The sequence below is a fragment of the Acidobacteriota bacterium genome, from assembly GCA_029861955.1.
In the GTDB taxonomy this organism is placed as follows: domain Bacteria; phylum Acidobacteriota; class Polarisedimenticolia; order Polarisedimenticolales; family Polarisedimenticolaceae; genus JAOTYK01.
On sequence record JAOTYK010000003.1, the window covers coordinates 52500 to 69819 of the forward strand.

Consider the following 17320-nt stretch of genomic DNA (forward strand, 5'->3'; position numbering starts at 1 on the left):
CGGCGCAGACCAGGCACCGCCCTCACTGGCACTCGAGGTAGGTGCCGTCCGCGCAACCGCCGATAAAGCACGGACACGCGGGCACCGTGAAGCAACAAGGTGCGTCCACGCAGCCGTACGTCGCGACGTGTACGGTCGTCTGGTTCCCGCAAATCAGAGCCGATCCCGGGCTGTCCAGGCACGCCGTCAGGCCGGTGTCTGACGAGCCGATGGAAGGTCCGCTGCTCACGCAGGACTCGCCGTTGCACGGCGTCACGCTCGGGCACAGGTCGAGCGGTTCGGGCGCGCCGGGGCCCTCGGCGCCGCAGGTGCCGTTGACCGCCGTGACCTTGTAGTAGCACAGCGAGCCGCAGGACGCGGAGTCGACGTCGACGAGCTGGATGTTCGGCTCGCCCTGGTCGAAGTCGTCTAGATTCTCACCGATAAGGTCGTACGGACCGATCGGGTGGGGCGCGCGGTACAGGTTGTAGCCGGTGACGGTCCCCGCTTGATTCGGGTCCTGGACGAACAGCACGACGTTCGAGTTCTCGTCGAAGTCGCTGGTGTAGACGTAGACCTCCTGGGCGGGCGGCTCGCAGGCCTGCCGGAAGTAGAACAGCGTGTAGAACAACGACGAGTCGAACTGCCCGGCTGCGCCGGCGACCTGAACGGTGTAGGGCCCCGCATCCGGGACGAGTTGGACGATGTTTTCCGCGGAGTCGCCGGAGGTGACCGACGCGTCGATCAGGGTCTCCTGCGCGTCGTAGAGGAACAGGTTGTAGTCTCTGCCCGGCGGCGGCTGCATCGTGATGTCCAGGGTGTCGCCGGGGACCGGTACGATCGAGAAGTGGTCCAGGTCGTTCTGGTCGCAGATCTTCGGCGAGTAGACCGCGGCATCCGAAATGGGAAACGCGCTGGCGAAGTCGTCGTTGGGCTCGAAGGGGTCGAAGCACCCACCGACGTAGTGCAGGATCGAAGCGCCACCGTCTCGCTCGCCGGTCGTGGCGTAGCCCAGCTGGTACGCGACGGCGAGAAAATTATCCTCCGTGACGTACGACGCGACCTCTACCGGAGCCACGGGCGAGAAGACGTCGACGACCCGCAAGCCGTCGCCATTGGATGCGATGTAGGCCAGGTCGCCGGCCACGACGACGTCCAGGGGTCGGCCGGCGAAACCGGCGCCGGGCGTCGTGTACTGGCCGACGAGGATCGGATTGGTCGGGTCCAGAACGTCGATGATCTGCAGCAGGCCCGAGAACTCGGTGGCCACGTAAGCGTAACGCCCCACCACGTCCAGCGCGACGGCGGAGTCCGGCGTGTCCAGCGATCCCACCAGAGCGGGACTCGCCGGGTTGGTGACGTCGTAGATGGCCAGACCGTCGCTGCGGTTGGCCACGTAGGCGTGCGAACCCAGGACCTTTACATCAACGGCCACATCGCTCGCCGGCGCGCTTCCTACCTCGGACATCGCAGCGGGGTCGCTGACATCCACGATCGAGAGGCCGCTCAGGCCCTTGGCCAGATAGGCCCGCCCTGCGGCGGTGTCGATCGCCAGGATCCCTCCCGATACCGTGAGGTTTCCCAGTTCAGTCGGGCTGGTCGGATCGGTGATGTCGGAGACCCGGAAGGCGGAGTCGGCGTAGTACAGGCGGTCGCCGTCGGCATGCACGGTACTTGCCGAGGTCTCGATCACGGAGACGATCTCGGACCGATCGACGTTGGTGTTGTCCACGGCGAAGATGCCGATGCCGGTGCTGAGGTAGTAGGCGATCGCGCCAGAGACGGTCACCTCGGAGATTTCACCGGGGGTGGGGTACGACCCGGCGACCGACGGCGTCGACGCGGGCGACACGTCGACGACCTGGAAGCCGCCGTCCCCCGCCGCCATGAAGATGAACCCCGCCGGACCGAGAGCCACGTCACCGGCGACGCCGTAGGACGGGAAGTCCGACGTCGACCCGAGCAGCACGTGGTCGTTCGGGTCGCTGGTGTCGATGATCGCCAGTGTGTCCCCGACGGGGGCGTAGCCGGTCGTGCCGTCGGGAAAGATCGAGCCCAGTCCGCTGATCACCGGCGTATCGCTGCCGAGCAATGTCGGCGATGCGGGAGTGCTGAGGTCGAGAATCTCCAGACGCAGCCCGCCCGAGGCGAGGTAGAGCCGACTGTCGTCGCCGCCGATGCCGTGTACGTCACCCCAACCCGACAGCAGGTTGTTCACCTGGGTCGGCGCGGACGGATTCGTTCCATCGATGACCCACACGCCGACAGGAGCGAACAGCCCGTCCTGGGCCATCATGTAGGCGTGGCCATTGGCGGCCACCAGGGGGCCGTTCAACCCCTCGCCACCGGGCTTCGTCCAGCTTCCCGTCAGCGCAAGATTCTCCGGATCGCTGACATCGACGAGGGTGACCGTCCGGGGGCTCACCGCGATGAAGGCCACGGTGCCGTCTATGTCCATGTACGATCCCCCAACCGCCAGCGAGTCCGCGATCAGCGGCGAAGTCGGATCGGTGACGTCGATCGAATACAACCCATCGGACCTGACCGAGACGATGACGTGATCACCGCCGGGATAGTCCATCGAGAAGATCGCGCCGTCGTAGGTCGACGGCGGAATCGCGACGCGTCCCAGCAGGCTGAGGCTGGCAGGGTTGATCGCGTTATAGACGCTGACGACCCGCTGGCTTCCCACGTACAGGTGTTGCGTCGTCGGATTGTAGGCGACGACAAAGGTCGGCCCGACCAGCGCCTTGCTTGCGAAGTCGATGTTCGTTCCGCCCGGTACGTCGGCGGCCGAGTTCGTGATTACGGCCAATAGCCCGCACAGTCCCAAACAGGCGAGGACGGGAATCGAAGGTCGGGCTGGATTTGATCGACGTCGCATCGGGTGTCTCCTGTCGTCCGAAAGGCTGTGAAGTGGTTGCCGAGCTTGACCGCAACTTACGATGATATCCGCAGGGGACACGCAAATTATTGAAAGAACGAAACATGAAGCGCAACATAAAAGTTGCGTCTGTCAGGATACGGCGGCGACCTTCGGGACGTGAAGGATCACGTCGCCGCCCCCGGCTCGCTTGGCGCGGTACATCGCCTCGTCAGCCTCCCGAACCACGGCGGACGGCGTCTGCCGCTCGGGCCCCAGCAAACTTATTCCGATGCTGGACCCCACGCGCACCGTCTCCTCTCGATATCTTACGGGAACGGCCAGTGCTTGCTGGACGTTGCGTGCGATGGTCTCGGCCCTGGATTTCGCGGCCTGCTGATCCGCGTCCAGGTGTTGCACCAGTAAGAGGAACTCGTCGCCGCCCAGCCTGCCGACGATATCTTCCCTGCGCTTTCCGGCGGCCAGTCGGCGACCGATCTCGGCCAGCAGGACGTCCCCCGCATCATGACCGTGATCGTCGTTCACCGCTTTGAAGCCATCCAGGTCCACCAGCAGCAGAGCCCCGTAGATGCCGTGTCGCTGGCACGCCGCAATCGCGCGGCCGAGATGTTCGTATAGCAAGCGCCGGTTGGGGAGGGCGGTCAGCGTATCGTGATAGGCCAGGTGAGTGATGTGACGGGAACTGCGTTCGTGGGCTCGGACGAACGGCTTGATGACCCACAAGTAGATCGGGAGCGTGGATAGCGCAATCAACATGGCGCCGTCGAGGAAGACGATGGATGCGTGATCCAACTCGAGTTGGATGCGGCCGAGGAACCCCATGATCAACATCTCGGCGACGGAGATGATGATCACGATGCGGAGTACGACCTGTCCGGTGGTCGGGACCCGGTCGACGTCCCCCGATCGCGGATTCTCGGGATGATCGCGAACGATCATGATAGGGGTATTACGCTCCGATTTGGCCCGATTGTCAAGTCGACCGGGGCTGGGATCAGGTCCACTTGCCAAGCGTCGGCTATCCGTTACCGCGGCGACTCTTCACCAGTTCTAGAATTTCCGCAGTAAGTTGCCGATCGTACTGAGGCCTGTCCGCGAGATAGCGCAAGTATTCTGCGTTCATTGACAGGCCTGCCGCGATCGCCTCATCGCAGATCCACCGCAGAGCGGAGTTCGCCAAGCTGTCGTCGATCAACCCGCCGCCGACGTTCGAGTGAACACCGGGAAACCAGCGCTGCTCGAACTTTAGTGTCGGCTCCTGGCCGTTCCATAGTTCCGGTTGGAAGTCGTGTCTTCGCTCGTCGATCGCGAGTGCGTGCCGTACTCTATTTGCGATTGCTGGAGGGGTCGGCGGTGTGTGATATCGGTTAATTCTCCGTGTCGATCCCCCGCGAGCCAGTATCCGGGAGCCAAGTGCCAGGACGGTATCCCAGACCCCGAGAAACTCGATGGTTGCAATTCGAAACGGGTCAATCGGCTTTTTCCCGGCATCCACTCTCTGGGTGTTGACCTTCGCGATGAGTGACTGCCCGCTACCTGCGCCTCGCGCTTTCAGGTACTGACCGAAAAGTTTGGGCACGTAGTAAACGTCATTCTTCGAAGGAATTCCACCGCACCATTCGATGAAGTTGCATAGACTCCGCGCCTGCGCTGCTCCCCGACTGAACCCGAAGACAAACAACTGGTCATCGGGTTCGTAGTTGTTGGCGATGAATGTGTAGGCCTCCTCAATATTCACTTCGAAACCCGCACCCCATCCACCGCCGAGTTTGTTATCCGCAAATCGAATAATTCTGGTTCTGAAGTTTGGGGCGCGATTCATGGCTCCGACACCTGCATCGTAGTAGGTGATCTGGGCAATTCCATTTGCATCGGTTGCGTGAGTGGCTCGTGCGAGTTTGAGCACATTGGTTGGCCGATAGACACGCGATCCATCGTTACGCTCTTTTTCTTTTGCCGCGTTGTTCCATGTCCCATCAAGACAGATCACTAGACGCTTCATCAACTATCCTCTCGCGGGACCCCTCCCGCCGAGGTACTCTCCGCGATCTCGCGTTCGACCATCCCTCCGAGATCGCGCAGCATGCGAATCTGCGCGTCGTCGAGGTTCCGTGCGCGGTGGTCGATCAGGCACAAGGTACCGACACGGCTTCCGTCACCCAGCGCAATCGGGCAGCCGGCATAGAAGCGAACGTGTGGTTCGTCGACGACGAGCGGGTTGTCGGCGAAACGATCGTCCTGCAGCGCATCCGGTACGAGCATCACGTCATCCCGGTGGATGGCGTGCGCACAAAACGCCTGATCCCGTGGCGTCTCGTCGGCATCAAGGCCGACGCGAGACTTGAACCACTGCCGGTTCTCGTCGACAAGGCTGACCAGCGCGACCGGGACATTGAACAACTGCGCTGCAATGCGGGTGATGCGATCGAAGCGTTCCTCGGGTGGCGTGTCGAGGACGCCGGACGCGTGTAGCGCGGCAAGGCGTGTCGATTCTTCCTCGGGCGCGGGCGCGCACTGCCAGCGGCAAGCGGCACGAAGAAGACCGGCGCGGATGCGTGTGCGAGCGTAGGCCGCGGTGTACGGTTCGACGAGCCAGTCCGTTACGCCGGCCCGCTGGCCCGCCGACCGGTCGACGTGGTCGCTGGACGAGGCGACGACGATGAACGGGACATCGCAGCCCCAGTCTCCCATCCGCCGGATGGCACGGCAGGTGTCCAGAGCGTCGCCGTCCGGAAGGTGTCGCTCGACGATCAGCAACGAAGGATGCTCGGCCTGAACCTTCGTCTGAACCGTTTCGTTGTCGCCGCCGATCGTAACCCGGAGCCCGTCCTCGCGCAGCGTCTCGGAGAAGGAGACGGCAGCCGACGCACTGCTCAGCGCGAGCAGAATGGGTTCGTCCTCCAGCGCGGGGGCGTAACTCGCGGATGGATCGTCCTTCGCCAATTCCGCCGCCTCCGCCTTACCGGGCTCCAGTTCGACGATCTGGCGGTCCGCAGCTGCAAAGACCTCCAGCGTCGACCCCGCACGGTGCACGCGCTCCCCGGCCTCATCGACCAGGCGGTCGAGCGCGTCGTCGTCGCGCATCGGGTCGTGGTGGAACAGCGCGAGTCGTCGAACCCGTCCGGCCATGGCCGCGTCGACGACGAACTCGATCGTGCTATGCCCCCAACCCTTTCTCGAGGGGTACTCGTCGATCGTGTACTGCGCATCGTGCACGAGCAGGTCGGCGTCGGCAACGAAGTTGACGTGCCGGTCGTCAGCGACGTTTCCGGGACGGTAACCCTCGACGGCCAGGCGTCGATCGAAGGGCTCGTGATCGGTGGCATAGACGAATGTGCAACCGTTTGCCCGGAGCCGGTAACCGAGCGTGAGTGCGGGATGGTTCAGGTACTGCGTCTGAACGACGAAGTCCTCGACCTCCACCGCTCCTTCGACCAGATCGTGGTACGTCACCTCGGCGGCCATCTGCTCGAGAGTGACCGGAAAGTACTGGTACTGCATCTGTCCCGACAGCGTCTCGCGCAGCGATCCGCCGAGACCCCGCGGTCCGTAGATGTCCCACGAGTTTCCGGGAATGAACAGCGGCGTGAAAAACGGGAAGCCCTGGATGTGGTCCCAGTGGGTATGCGTGATGAACGCGTGTCCCTTGCCCGCGGAACCCGTGGCGAGCAGGTCCTGACCCAGATCCTGGGCGCCGGAACCGAAGTCCAGCACGACCAGCGTGCCGCCGTCGCTGCGCACCTCGACGCACGATGTGTTCCCGCCATAGCGGACCATGTCCGGTCGCGACCGGGGGATCGAACCGCGGCAACCCCAGAATCGTATGCGCATGTCGGCCTCCCGTGAACCCGTGCCGAGGGGGCATGCCCAGTCTACTCGATCCGGCTCCTGCGTCAGTAGCCCCGAACGGCTGTCCCCTTCGGCCGACGCACGGACACGACTAACGTGACGACCCACCCCGTCGGGTTTGAGCCGCATCAACTGCTGGAGACATCGACAATGGTAGACTCGGCTGGCACGCACGGTTCCCAACAGATAACAGGGATAGATCGCCCGAGGCACGTAGGAGTACAGAGATGAGTGTGAACGAAGACAAGATGAACGCGCTATTGCAGCAGATGGTGGGCGATATGGGGGCTGCTTCGGTAGCGCCGTTGGTTCTGCTTGGTGACCGACTCGGTCTCTACAAGGCACTCGACCAGCACGGCCCGATGAGCACCGAAGACCTGGCTAACCGCACCGGAACCACCGAACGCTACGTGCGCGAGTGGTGCTCCGCGCAAGCCGGTTCGGGATACATTGACTTCGACGAAGCGACGGGACGATTCAGTTTGAGCCGCGAGCAGGCCGCAGTGTTCGCGGACGCTGACAGTCCGACCTGCATGATCGGTGGCTACTATGCGATCAGCTCGATGTTCATCGACGAACCGAAGATCACCCACGCGTTTCAGTCTGGCGAGGGTGTGTCGTGGGGCGAGCACAACGCGTGTCTTTTCTGTGGAACGGAGAAGTTCTTCCGCCCTGGCTACAAGGCCAGTCTCGTCGAAGAGTGGCTGCCCGCTCTCGAGGGTGTGACCGAAAAACTGAAAAGTGGTGCCCGGGTGGCGGACATCGGCTGCGGACACGGTGCATCGACGCTGGTGATGGCCGAGGCGTTCCCGAAGTCAACGTTCATCGGTTTCGACTTCCATGAGCCGTCAATCGAGTGTTCGAACAAGCTCGCAAAGGACGCCGGACTTGACAACGTTCGCTTCGAGGTCGCTACGGCCAAGAACTTTCCGGGCAACGACTATGATCTCGTCGCATACTTCGACTGCCTCCACGACATGGGTGACCCCGTGGGTGCGATGGCGCACACACACCAGGCGTTGAAGAAGGACGGGACGTTGATGCTGGTCGAGCCATTCGCTCACGACAACCTGAAGGAAAACCTAAACCCGATCGGCCGGATGTTCTACGCTTTCTCGACGATGATTTGCACCCCGGCGTCGATCAGCCAGGAAGTCGGCTTGGCTCTCGGCGCACAGGCCGGCGAGAAACGACTGGGGTCCGTCGCGCGTGACGGTGGTTTTCGCCAATTTCGTCGGGCCACTGAAACACCGTTCAACCTCATTCTAGAAGGCAAACCTTGACGTAGAGAAGTGACGCCGGTCCGATTTGCCGTGAGGGATCGATGCCGCACAAACAGTACTCGCTTCGCATACCCGATCATGCAGGCACGGGCCTCAGCACGAAGGTGCATTCGCCTTACTCCGGCGAGGTGGTGGCCGAAGTCGAAGAACTCGACGCGGCGGGAATGACCCGCGCGATCGACGCCGCGGTTGCGGCCTTCCGAAAGAATCGCGCCGGCCTCCCCGCACACGAGCGACAGGCGATCCTGTCTCGCCTGGCGGAGCTGTTGCACGGGAGGCACGAAGAGCTGTCCCTGCTAATCGCGCGGGAAGGCGGCAAGCCCCTGACGGATGCACGGATCGAGGTGACACGAGCGATCAACAGCGTTCGGATTGCCGGCGACGAAGCGGTGCGAATCCACGGCCGGGAGGTGCCGATGCAGGGCGCTTCGGCCGCCATGGGGCGACTGTCATTCACTACGCGGGAGCCGATCGGTGTCGTGGCGGCGGTTAGCGCGTTCAACCATCCCCTCAATCTCATCTCGCATCAGGTCGCTCCCGCCGTGGCGGCGGGCTGCCCGGTCCTGATCAAGCCGGCGCCCGACACGCCGGTGACCTGCATGGTGTTCATGGAGCTTCTCCGCGAGGCGGGCCTTCCTCCGGAGCTGGGCATGGCCGTTCCCTGCTCCAACGAAGTCGCCGAACTCCTGGTCACCAGTGACCGGATCGCGTTCTTCAGCTTCATTGGTAGTGCCCGCGTCGGCTGGTACTTGCGATCACAACTGGCGCCCGGCGTTCGTTGCGCGCTGGAGCACGGCGGCGCGTCGCCCGTGATCGTGGACGAGACGGCCGACCTCGAGCGCACCCTGCCGTCACTGATCAAGGGCGGCTACTACCACGCGGGGCAGGTCTGCGTGAGCGTCCAGCGCGTGTTCGTGCACCGGTCCCGCCGGGAGGAATTTCTGGAACGTCTGACAACGGGCGTGCGGAGCCTTGTGGTCGGAGATCCCACGAAGGACAAGACCGAGGTCGGCCCTCTGATTCGGCAAGCCGAGGTCGAGCGCGTGCACGAATGGGTAAGAGAGGCGGCGGCCGGGGGAGCCGGTGTCATCGCGGGCGGCGAGCCGTTGGATCACCAGTGCTACCAGCCGACCGTCCTTGACGGGCCCCCGGCCGGAACGAAGGTGATGACCGAGGAGATCTTCGGCCCGGTCGTCGCCGTCAACGCCTTCGACACGCTGGGCGAAGCGATCCGGCGTGCCAACGACGTGCGCTGGGCGTTCCAGGCGGCCATCTTCACGCAGGATGTCGACCGGGCGCTGCAGGCGGCACGGGAACTCGAATCTTCGGCGGTGATGATCAACGACAACTCCGCGTTCCGCGTCGATTGGATGCCCTTCGGTGGGCGAGGGTCGTCAGGATTGGGCGTCGGCGGAATCGGCGCGACCGTGCGGGACCTGGCGGTGGAGAAACTCATCGTGGTCAAGTACCGCGAGACTCCGCGGTCGACCTGATCGACGTTTCGGTTCGAAGGTCGCCCCATCGGTGTCGAGTCCTGGGGGGGTCCACCACATCGTGGCTCCAACAGGGTAGACTCTGTCCTTCGTTCAAGATCGGGGAGCGTCAGGGTGACCATCGAACCTGGACAGCAACTACTCCACTACCGTCTCACCGAGAAACTCGGCGAGGGCGGGATGGGTGTCGTCTGGAAAGCCACCGACACCACACTCGACCGCGACGTCGCGATCAAGGTACTCCCCCCAGACTTCGCCGCCGATGCTGAGCGGCTGGCCCGATTCGATCGCGAAGCGCGCCTGCTGGCCTCCCTCAATCACCCCAACATCGCGGGCATCTTCGGCATCCACAAGGCCGAGGCAACCGACGGTCGAGCCGAAACTCACTTCCTCGCGATGGAACTGGTCGCCGGGGAGGATCTATCAGAGAGCCTGATCAACGGACCGCTTCCCGTCGAACAGGCCCTTCGCACGGCCCGCGAGATCGCCACCGGTCTCGAAGCTGCCCACGAAAACGGAGTGATTCACCGCGACCTCAAACCCGCCAACGTCAAGTTGACGACGGAGGGCCAGTCCAAGGTCCTCGACTTCGGCCTGGCCAAGGCGGCCGATGCTGCCACCGCCTCAGGCGACCCGTCGCTTTCTCCGACGATGACTTCCGCCGGAACGCAGGCCGGAATGATTCTTGGCACGGCTTCGTACATGAGTCCCGAGCAGGCCGCCGGCCAGCCGGTCGATCGCCGTTGTGACATCTGGTCCTTCGGTGTCCTGTTGCACGAGTTGCTGACCGGCAAGCGTCTGTTCGATGGCGAGACCGTCTCCCACACGTTGGCGGCCGTACTCCGCGCAGACGTCGATCTCGCAGACCTCCCGAAGCAGACACCGGTCCGGGTTGAACAGCTCATCCGACGCTGTCTCGAGCGGGACCCGACCCGTCGCCTTCGCGACATCGGCGAGGCCCGCATCCTGCTGGACGATCTGCTGAGCGGTGGCGCCGACGAAGCGCGACCCGAAGACAGCGCGGTAACACCCACTCAAGCGGGCAAGGGACGCTTCGCCTGGATGACGCTGGCCCTTGTTTCGCTAGCGGCGCTGGCGGTCGTGGGGTTCTGGCCCACGGAAACGCCCCAGCTCCCCAGAGTCCAATCCACTCTGGTGCCTCCCCTGGGCTGGGACTTCGCCCCAGGGGCGCCCTTCGCCGTCAGCCAAGATGGTCGTCATGTCGCGTTCGTGGCTCACCCGAGATCGGACAACGAAGAGGTCGCGTCGGGATCGGTCGGTATCTGGGTCCGTGATCTGGCCTCGGCGGAGTCCCGTCGACTGATTGACGCCGACGTCGATGCGTATCCGTTCTGGTCCCCCGACGGACGCTGGATCGGTTTCTTCGCCGGCGGCAAGCTGAACAAGATCGAGGTTGGTGGGGGACCGGTCATCCCGATCTGTGACGGGACCAACGACGGCCGTGGTGGGACCTGGAGCGAGTCGGGCACGATCATTTTTCAGCGAGAGTGGAACGAGGGGTTGATGAAGGTCGCAGCCGGCGGCGGTACACCGGAACCGTTAACGACGCTGGACAAGGATCGTTTTGACATCGGGCACCGCTGGCCGGAACTCCTCCCGGATGGTCGGCATTTCCTGTTCTATGTCGTCAGTACATCAAACCCCGTTACCAGCGAACACAGTGGAATCTACGTTGGATCCCTCGATTCGGAGGAGACGCGGTTTCTGCTGAAGAGTGAGTCCCGTGCGCTCTACGCCGGCGGCCACCTGCTCTACCGGGTCGGATCGACGCTGATGGCCCACCGCTTCGACCCGTCTACGCTCACGCTCACCGGAGATCCCGCACCGGTTGCGACGGATGTGACCGGGGGAGCCATTTCCTGGGGTGGCGCGCAGTTCGGCGTCTCCGAGAACTTGCTCATCCACCAGCGCGGGGCAGGGTCGGCCGATACCGTACTGCAGTGGCGCGACCATGACGGCAACGTGCTGGAGTCGATCGACGAGGCCGATGGCTACTGGGACGCGACACTCTCTCACGACGGCAGTCGGCTGGCGATCGCCATCGGACAGGATACGACCGATATCTGGATTTACGACCTCGAGCGCGATTCGCGGACGCGGTTCAGCTACGACACCGCCATCGATCGATTCCCGTTGTGGTCTCCGGATGACAGTCGACTGGCATACCGATCCTCGCAGAAATCCGAGGGCGAGATCTGGATCCGGCCGACCTCGGGGCAAGGCGAGGCTCAGCTGGTCTACAGCGTCGACACGAGCATCATCTTGACGGACTGGTCGCGTGATGGGAAATCGATTCTCTTCGACTATGTGCGACGTGCCGATGACGACGAACAGGATGTCTGGCTCTTCGACACGCAAACGATGGAGGCGAGGCCGTACCTGACGGGGAAGTTCACCCAGCGTGAGGCACGCCTCTCTCCCGACGGCCGCTGGGTCGCGTACTCGTCCAACGAGTCGGGTGCTGACGAAGTCTACGTGCAGGCGTTTCCGGAATCTGAGGGACGCTGGGTGGTCTCAAACGACGGGGGAACACGCGGCGCCTTTACGCCGGTGTGGGGCGATGACGGCCGTGAGCTGTTCTACAGGAGAGGCAATTCGGTCCTGGCGCTTCCGGTGACGTCGGGCGCGGGGCTCGCCTTCGGCACACCGCGACGGCTCTTCGGACTGATCTCCAGGTCCGGTGAAGGCTCTGCCCTCGTGGTTACGGATAATGGACAGCGGATTCTGTGCAACGAGCTTCCGCCGACCGCTCCGGGTGAGTCGGGGGCACGACTGATCCAGAACTGGTCGACGGCGCTGGTCGGAAAATGACGGTCCGGGTCTCACATCCCTCACGGCCATCGAAACATGATGATGACAACCAGGCAATAAATTGCGACGGTACGCACGATGGCTCCTACAATCCCTGAATGGATGGGGAGATGCGATCTCCCCAGAGTACGGCCGGATGATCGAGCACCGAATCAATCTGACAGACGGACGAACGCTCGCCGCCGCCGAGTTTGGCGACCCCGGCGGGACACCCGTTATCTACTCCCACGGCTTCCCGGGGTCGCGACTGGGTGGAGAACTGGGCCAGGCGGCGGCGACGCAACACCGCGTCCGTCTGATCGCCTTCGACCGCCCCGGTTGGGGGGCATCGACTCCGCAGCGTGGGCGACGGTTGGCAGACTGGCCCGACGACATCGCCCAGGCGGCCGACCAGTTGGAGTGCCCGCGATTCAACCTGGTGGGCGTCTCGGGAGGCGCGCCGTTCGCGTTGGCCTGTGCCGCGGCACTCCCCGATCGCGTGGATCGGGTCGGCCTCGTCTGTGGGCTCGGTCCCATCGAAGCAATGCATCGAGACGACGGCATGATGGGACACACCCGTTTCGGTCTTACGCTGGCCTCCCGCACGCCGTGGTTGGTTCGACCAGTCCTGGCCATCGTCGGTCCGTTGCTAAGGCATTTCTTTCGTCCGGCGGTTGCGAACCTGATTCGACACGCCGGCGAAGCGGATCGAGCGACGCTTACCGATCCGGAGATCCGCCCGGTCCTCGAGCGAGAATTTCGTGAGGGGTTTCGGCAGGGGGGTGCCGGTGCCTCGGCGGATGCGTTGATCTACGGCAACGACTGGGGACTCGAGTTTGCGGCGATCCAGGCCGAGGTTTCCTTGTGGCACGGTGACGCCGACCGGGTCGTGCCGTCTTCCCTGGCCCACTGGGTCGCGGCGCGAATTCCGGACGCGAAGACGAACTTCCATCCAGGCGAGGGACATTTTTCGATCGTGATTCGCTATTTGCCTGAGATCTTGAACGTCCTGAGTCCTTCTACCGAGTGAACAGCAGAGTCTCCGCGAGTGTCGAACAAAAGGGGACAGATCTATTTTTCATATTTGTCAATGTTCCGACAGGACAGGAAAATAAATCTGTCCCCTTTTCTACCAAACCTCGGCGTTGTCGCGAGCGTAGTCGGCGAAGTCACGGGGCGGGCGGCCAAGTGCACGTTGGACTCCGTCGCTGAGGTGGGAATTGCGGCCGTCGAGCACCTCGGCGATCAGATCCGCGACCGGCACAGCGTGAGGCTCCGGCATCCCGTGGGCCACCAACTCGGCGGCGAAGTCCTCGGCCGTCACCGGTACGTAACGCACTTCGCGACCCAGCGCGTCGCCCAACTCGGTAGCCACGTCAGCCAATGTGAGCAGTCGCGGTCCCGTCAATTCGTAAAGCTGCCCGATATGTCGCTCGTCGGTCAGTGCGGCGGTCACGACATCGGCGATGTCCTCGGCATCGAGGAACGGCTCTTCCGTGTCACCACCGGGCATGGCCAGAACGCCCGCCCTGATCGCATCGACGAAGTTTTCGCTGAAGTTCTGGTTGAAGAACGCGCAACGTACGAGAGTCCAGTCGGCACCTGACTGTTGCACTCGCATCTCCGCCTGGCGGGCTCCCTCTTCGCCACGCCCCGAAAGCAAAACCAGTCGTCGCACACCGTTGGCGACGGCCAGGTCGGCGAAGTTACCGACGGTCTCGGCGGCACCGGGGAAGGCGAGATCGGGGTGGTAGGTGATGTACGCGGCCTTCACACCGGTCAGGGCGGGAAGCCAACTGGCTTCGTCGTTCCAGTCAAATCGAGTCTCGCTGGAGCGAGACGCGGGTCGAACCCGCCGTCCGGCGCGGATCAGTCGTTCTGTGACGAGTCGCCCCGTCTTTCCGCTGGCTCCGATCACCAGAATGGTCTCGTTGCCTACTGAATCCTGATTGTTTGCCATCTCGGGCCTCCTTCCGGTTCGTTTCGATGAAGTGACGTCGGTCATGGAGGTAGTGTGGAAGACCCGCGATCCGTTGAACATGGCTCCGATGCTCAATCCCATACGCGATCGTCCAAACCCGATAAAATGGGGTCATGGATACCTTCGGCGGACTTCTTGACGGACCTCGCGCCCATGGTGCGTTTGCACTCCGGACGGTGATGGCTTCACCGTGGTCGTTGCGGATACTTGCGGAGTCTCCGCTGACCGTACTGGCGATGGTGAAGGGTCATGCGTGGGTCGTTCCCGACGACGGCGACCCCGTCAGGCTCGATGCGGGGGATGTTGCAGTGACCCGCGCACCGGATCACTACAACGTGGCGGACGATCCGGCCACGCCGACGACCGTCGTGATCCACCCCGGCCAACGTTGCTGCAATCCGGAAGGCGAGTCGGTAGAGGAAGAGATGATGCTAGGTGTGAGAACCTGGGGTAACGACCCCGAAGGTTCCACGCTGATGCTCGTCGGCGCCTACGAGTCCAAAGGCGATATCAGCGATCGGTTGCAGCGTGCACTACCACCGGTGCTGTCGTTGTCTAACGATCAATGGGACTCGCCGCTGGTTTCACTACTCTGCGAAGAGATGGCCAAGGACCAGCCGGGACAGGCGGCCGTGCTCGATCGGTTGATCGACCTCTTGCTGATCGCCGTGCTGCGCGCCTGGTTCACTCGACCCGAGGCGGAGGCGCCAAAATGGTACCGCTCCCAGGCAGACCCGATCGTCGGAAAAGCGTTGACGATCCTGCATCGGGATCCGGCACATCCGTGGACGGTGGCCAAGCTCGCGGAGGAGACAGGTGTCTCCCGTGCGGCGCTGGCCCGACGATTTCAGGATGTGGTGGGTGAGTCACCGATGAAGTTCCTCACCGAATGGCGTCTTGCGCTGGCCGCGGACCTGTTGTGTGAGCCGGACGCGACCGTCGGGACCGTGGCCGAGAAGGTCGGCTACAGCAGCCCGTTCGCGCTCAGCGCAGCATTCAAACGAGTGCGAGGCGTTAGTCCGCAAGAGCACAGGGCCCGCGGCATGTCTCCGGACTGAGGGATCGGTTCCGATTACTGCAGGGAGGATTCCCGGGTCACGGGGCAAGGAATCGCCCAGTAGACGCCGCCGCTCTCGCCGATCGTCCCTTCATCAACCTGCCCGTCGCAATCGTCATCGACGCCGTTGTGGCACTCATATCGCGCGGGGCTGACCATCCACCAGGTGTCGTCGCAATCGTTGGCATCGATCACGTACCCGCCAGGTTGGACACACGCCGCCAGCGGGTTGCCACTGTCGCCGTAACCATCGTCATCGGCATCGGCAAACCACGTTGTGGCGTCCGCAGCTCCAACATCCGTCGATCCATCGCAATCATTGTCGACGCCATCGCAGATTTCCGTCGCAGCCGGGTTGATGGTGGCATCCTGGTCATCGCAATCGAGTGCGGCGCCAGCACTGCAGGCCGAGCTTCCCGGTGAGCCATAGCCATCGGAATCCTGGTCGTTACAGGCTTGACCGGTGTCCTCGATGAGTAACGTCGCGGAAAGAGTGTCGTGAGACACCTGTGTCACGCTGAGTCCGTACCCGTCGACAAACGATTCGCCATCGGCCAGCGCGACGATGAAGCGTGAAAGCCCGCTTCCATCGTTCCTGGAAACGTGGATGTTGGTCTTCTCGGAATACGCCGAATTTAACGTTGCGTCGTAGCCCAGAGGCCGTCGGTACGAGATGAAATAGTTGTCGGCCACGGGATGCACGATCCTGTACGTCTGTGGATAGGCAGCCGCCAGCGGATCCGTCTCGAGAGGAGAGAGTACGTGGGTCGCCGCGGCGGCGGGTGTCAGGTCGACGATCTGCCCTCCGGGCAACCATCCCATTTCCGTCTTGTGGGGCGCGTTGACCTGGCGCCAACCCGCTCCGCTGTAACCCATGATGTCCGAGGTGTCGCAGTAGGTGCAGTCGATCACACCATCGTTGTCAAGATCCGTCGAACTGTGACTCATCCCAAGATTGTGTCCAAGCTCGTGAGCGTAGATATCCGGGAACGAACAATACCGAACCCAAACCCGGCAGCCACTCGAGCAGGCAACCGTGCCGCGACCGGCCCAACCACAGGGTGACGCGTTCGGCAAGACGTAGATCTTGTGCTGGTAGTCGGCCGGGTTGAAACCGAGCAGAAAGGCCTCGGCATCTGCGTCGTTGGCCCAGCCGGTTGAGTTGCAGGCATCCGTCGTCAGAGCGCTGATCGTCACACGCACGATGTCCGGATTGGAGTCGCCATCGAAGTCTCGTTCGAACGAAACGGAGCCAAAGGAGGTTTCCTGAAATAGACCGTCTACAGACTGCGTTCCGTCGAACATCGTGTCCGCGACGTCGCCGTCGCTACAACTGACCACGGCGTCTTGAAAATCAACCATCATGATCAGGACAGACCTGGAGCCTGTCATGCTGAAGGAAGTGTTGGTCGTGCTCATCGTGACGCTTCTGGAGTCGCGCATATCGACAGCAACCCAGTCGCGATGGATGGCGCCTCGAATCGCGACCGCGTCACCGGTGGCCAGGCGAGGCTCGTCCCCGCCTGAAAAATCCAGACGATAGGTCTTTCCGGTCGAAGACTCGTCGAGGTAATGCACCTTCAAGGTGCGGTCCGCAGCGAAATCATCTTCCTGGACAACGCGTATCGTGCCTGTCAGCAGAGTATTCCGCCGCAACTCCGCTCGCGACGATTTCTCCGCCAGGCAATGCGGCCCAAAGCCCAAGCAGACACTCAACGCGACGATCGCGACGACAAGCCAACTGTTAGCCGAACGGCGCATCGGCAATCCTCTTCGATCGAAACGACAAGATCCCTACGAAGCAAATTGCACGATACGTGCCGTCGTCGGTTCGGTCGGAGATTCCAATATTCGCCATATTCCTGCAGATTCGGTCCTCTACGGGGTTTCGAGAACGTAAGTTGCCTGACGGTATGGACGGATCCGTTTTCGATCTCGAGTCCCGTTTCGGGTTCAGCCGCCCTCCAGCAGCGAGATGGGAAC

11 protein-coding genes are annotated in these 17320 nt (G+C 62.9%); 5 read left to right on the top strand and 6 right to left on the bottom strand.

Features of this window, described 5'->3' with window-relative positions; all coding sequences use genetic code 11:
- Positions 1 to 22 precede the first annotated feature (22 nt).
- From OES25_02275 to OES25_02290, 4 genes are all read right to left on the bottom strand, one after another.
- Positions 23 to 2863: a hypothetical protein gene (locus tag OES25_02275; GenBank protein ID MDH3626468.1), complete on the bottom strand. Its 2841-nt coding sequence runs from the start codon at positions 2861 to 2863 to the stop codon at positions 23 to 25.
- Between the two features lie 132 nt (positions 2864 to 2995).
- A complete protein-coding gene (locus tag OES25_02280; GenBank protein ID MDH3626469.1) occupies positions 2996 to 3802 on the bottom strand; it encodes a GGDEF domain-containing protein in 807 nt (268 codons plus the stop codon).
- A gap of 79 nt (positions 3803 to 3881) precedes the next feature.
- Positions 3882 to 4865, bottom strand: a complete 984-nt coding sequence (locus OES25_02285) for a DUF2235 domain-containing protein (protein MDH3626470.1) — start codon at positions 4863 to 4865, stop codon at positions 3882 to 3884.
- Positions 4865 to 6694: an MBL fold metallo-hydrolase gene (locus tag OES25_02290; protein ID MDH3626471.1), complete on the bottom strand. Its 1830-nt coding sequence runs from the start codon at positions 6692 to 6694 to the stop codon at positions 4865 to 4867. The genes OES25_02285 and OES25_02290 overlap by 1 nt, the downstream gene beginning before the upstream one ends.
- Before the next feature lie 245 nt (positions 6695 to 6939).
- Between OES25_02290 and OES25_02295 the strand changes: the two genes are divergently transcribed.
- The 4 genes from OES25_02295 to OES25_02310 all read left to right on the top strand — a co-directional run bounded on the left by OES25_02295 (position 6940) and on the right by OES25_02310 (position 13329).
- Positions 6940 to 7995 (top strand): methyltransferase domain-containing protein, encoded by a 1056-nt coding sequence (locus OES25_02295; protein MDH3626472.1) that lies wholly within the window; start codon positions 6940 to 6942, stop codon positions 7993 to 7995.
- Positions 7996 to 8036: 41 nt separating this feature from the next.
- On the top strand, positions 8037 to 9488 hold the full coding sequence (locus OES25_02300; protein ID MDH3626473.1) for an aldehyde dehydrogenase family protein: 1452 nt from the start codon (positions 8037 to 8039) through the stop codon (positions 9486 to 9488).
- A 114-nt stretch (positions 9489 to 9602) separates the two neighbouring features.
- A complete protein-coding gene (locus tag OES25_02305; protein MDH3626474.1) occupies positions 9603 to 12320 on the top strand; it encodes a protein kinase in 2718 nt (905 codons plus the stop codon).
- 136 nt (positions 12321 to 12456) lie between these two features.
- Positions 12457 to 13329, top strand: a complete 873-nt coding sequence (locus OES25_02310) for an alpha/beta hydrolase (protein ID MDH3626475.1) — start codon at positions 12457 to 12459, stop codon at positions 13327 to 13329.
- Between the two features lie 99 nt (positions 13330 to 13428).
- Here OES25_02310 and OES25_02315 read toward each other — a convergent pair whose 3' ends face one another.
- Positions 13429 to 14259, bottom strand: a complete 831-nt coding sequence (locus tag OES25_02315; GenBank protein ID MDH3626476.1) for an NmrA family NAD(P)-binding protein — start codon at positions 14257 to 14259, stop codon at positions 13429 to 13431.
- A gap of 134 nt (positions 14260 to 14393) precedes the next feature.
- Here OES25_02315 and OES25_02320 point away from each other — a divergent pair, with 134 nt between their 5' ends.
- Positions 14394 to 15338, top strand: a complete 945-nt coding sequence (locus tag OES25_02320; GenBank protein MDH3626477.1) for an AraC family transcriptional regulator — start codon at positions 14394 to 14396, stop codon at positions 15336 to 15338.
- Between the two features lie 14 nt (positions 15339 to 15352).
- Here the strand turns inward: OES25_02320 and OES25_02325 are convergent, their stop codons facing one another.
- A complete protein-coding gene (locus OES25_02325) occupies positions 15353 to 17098 on the bottom strand; it encodes a MopE-related protein (protein ID MDH3626478.1) in 1746 nt (581 codons plus the stop codon).
- Positions 17099 to 17320: the final 222 nt, after the last annotated feature.

Bases quoted from the DNA above. Each gene is read 5' to 3' on its own strand.
- OES25_02275 (MDH3626468.1), bottom strand. From the start codon at position 2,863: ATGCGACGTCGATCAAATCCAGCCCGACCTTCGATTCCCGTCCTCGCC.
- OES25_02300 (MDH3626473.1), top strand. From the start codon at position 8,037: ATGCCGCACAAACAGTACTCGCTTCGCATACCCGATCATGCAGGCACG.
- OES25_02290 (MDH3626471.1), bottom strand. From the start codon at position 6,694: ATGCGCATACGATTCTGGGGTTGCCGCGGTTCGATCCCCCGGTCGCGA.
- OES25_02325 (MDH3626478.1), bottom strand. From the start codon at position 17,098: ATGCGCCGTTCGGCTAACAGTTGGCTTGTCGTCGCGATCGTCGCGTTG.
- OES25_02320 (MDH3626477.1), top strand. From the start codon at position 14,394: ATGGATACCTTCGGCGGACTTCTTGACGGACCTCGCGCCCATGGTGCG.
- OES25_02285 (MDH3626470.1), bottom strand. From the start codon at position 4,865: ATGAAGCGTCTAGTGATCTGTCTTGATGGGACATGGAACAACGCGGCA.
- OES25_02295 (MDH3626472.1), top strand. From the start codon at position 6,940: ATGAGTGTGAACGAAGACAAGATGAACGCGCTATTGCAGCAGATGGTG.
- OES25_02310 (MDH3626475.1), top strand. From the start codon at position 12,457: ATGATCGAGCACCGAATCAATCTGACAGACGGACGAACGCTCGCCGCC.
- OES25_02315 (MDH3626476.1), bottom strand. From the start codon at position 14,259: ATGGCAAACAATCAGGATTCAGTAGGCAACGAGACCATTCTGGTGATC.
- OES25_02280 (MDH3626469.1), bottom strand. From the start codon at position 3,802: ATGATCGTTCGCGATCATCCCGAGAATCCGCGATCGGGGGACGTCGAC.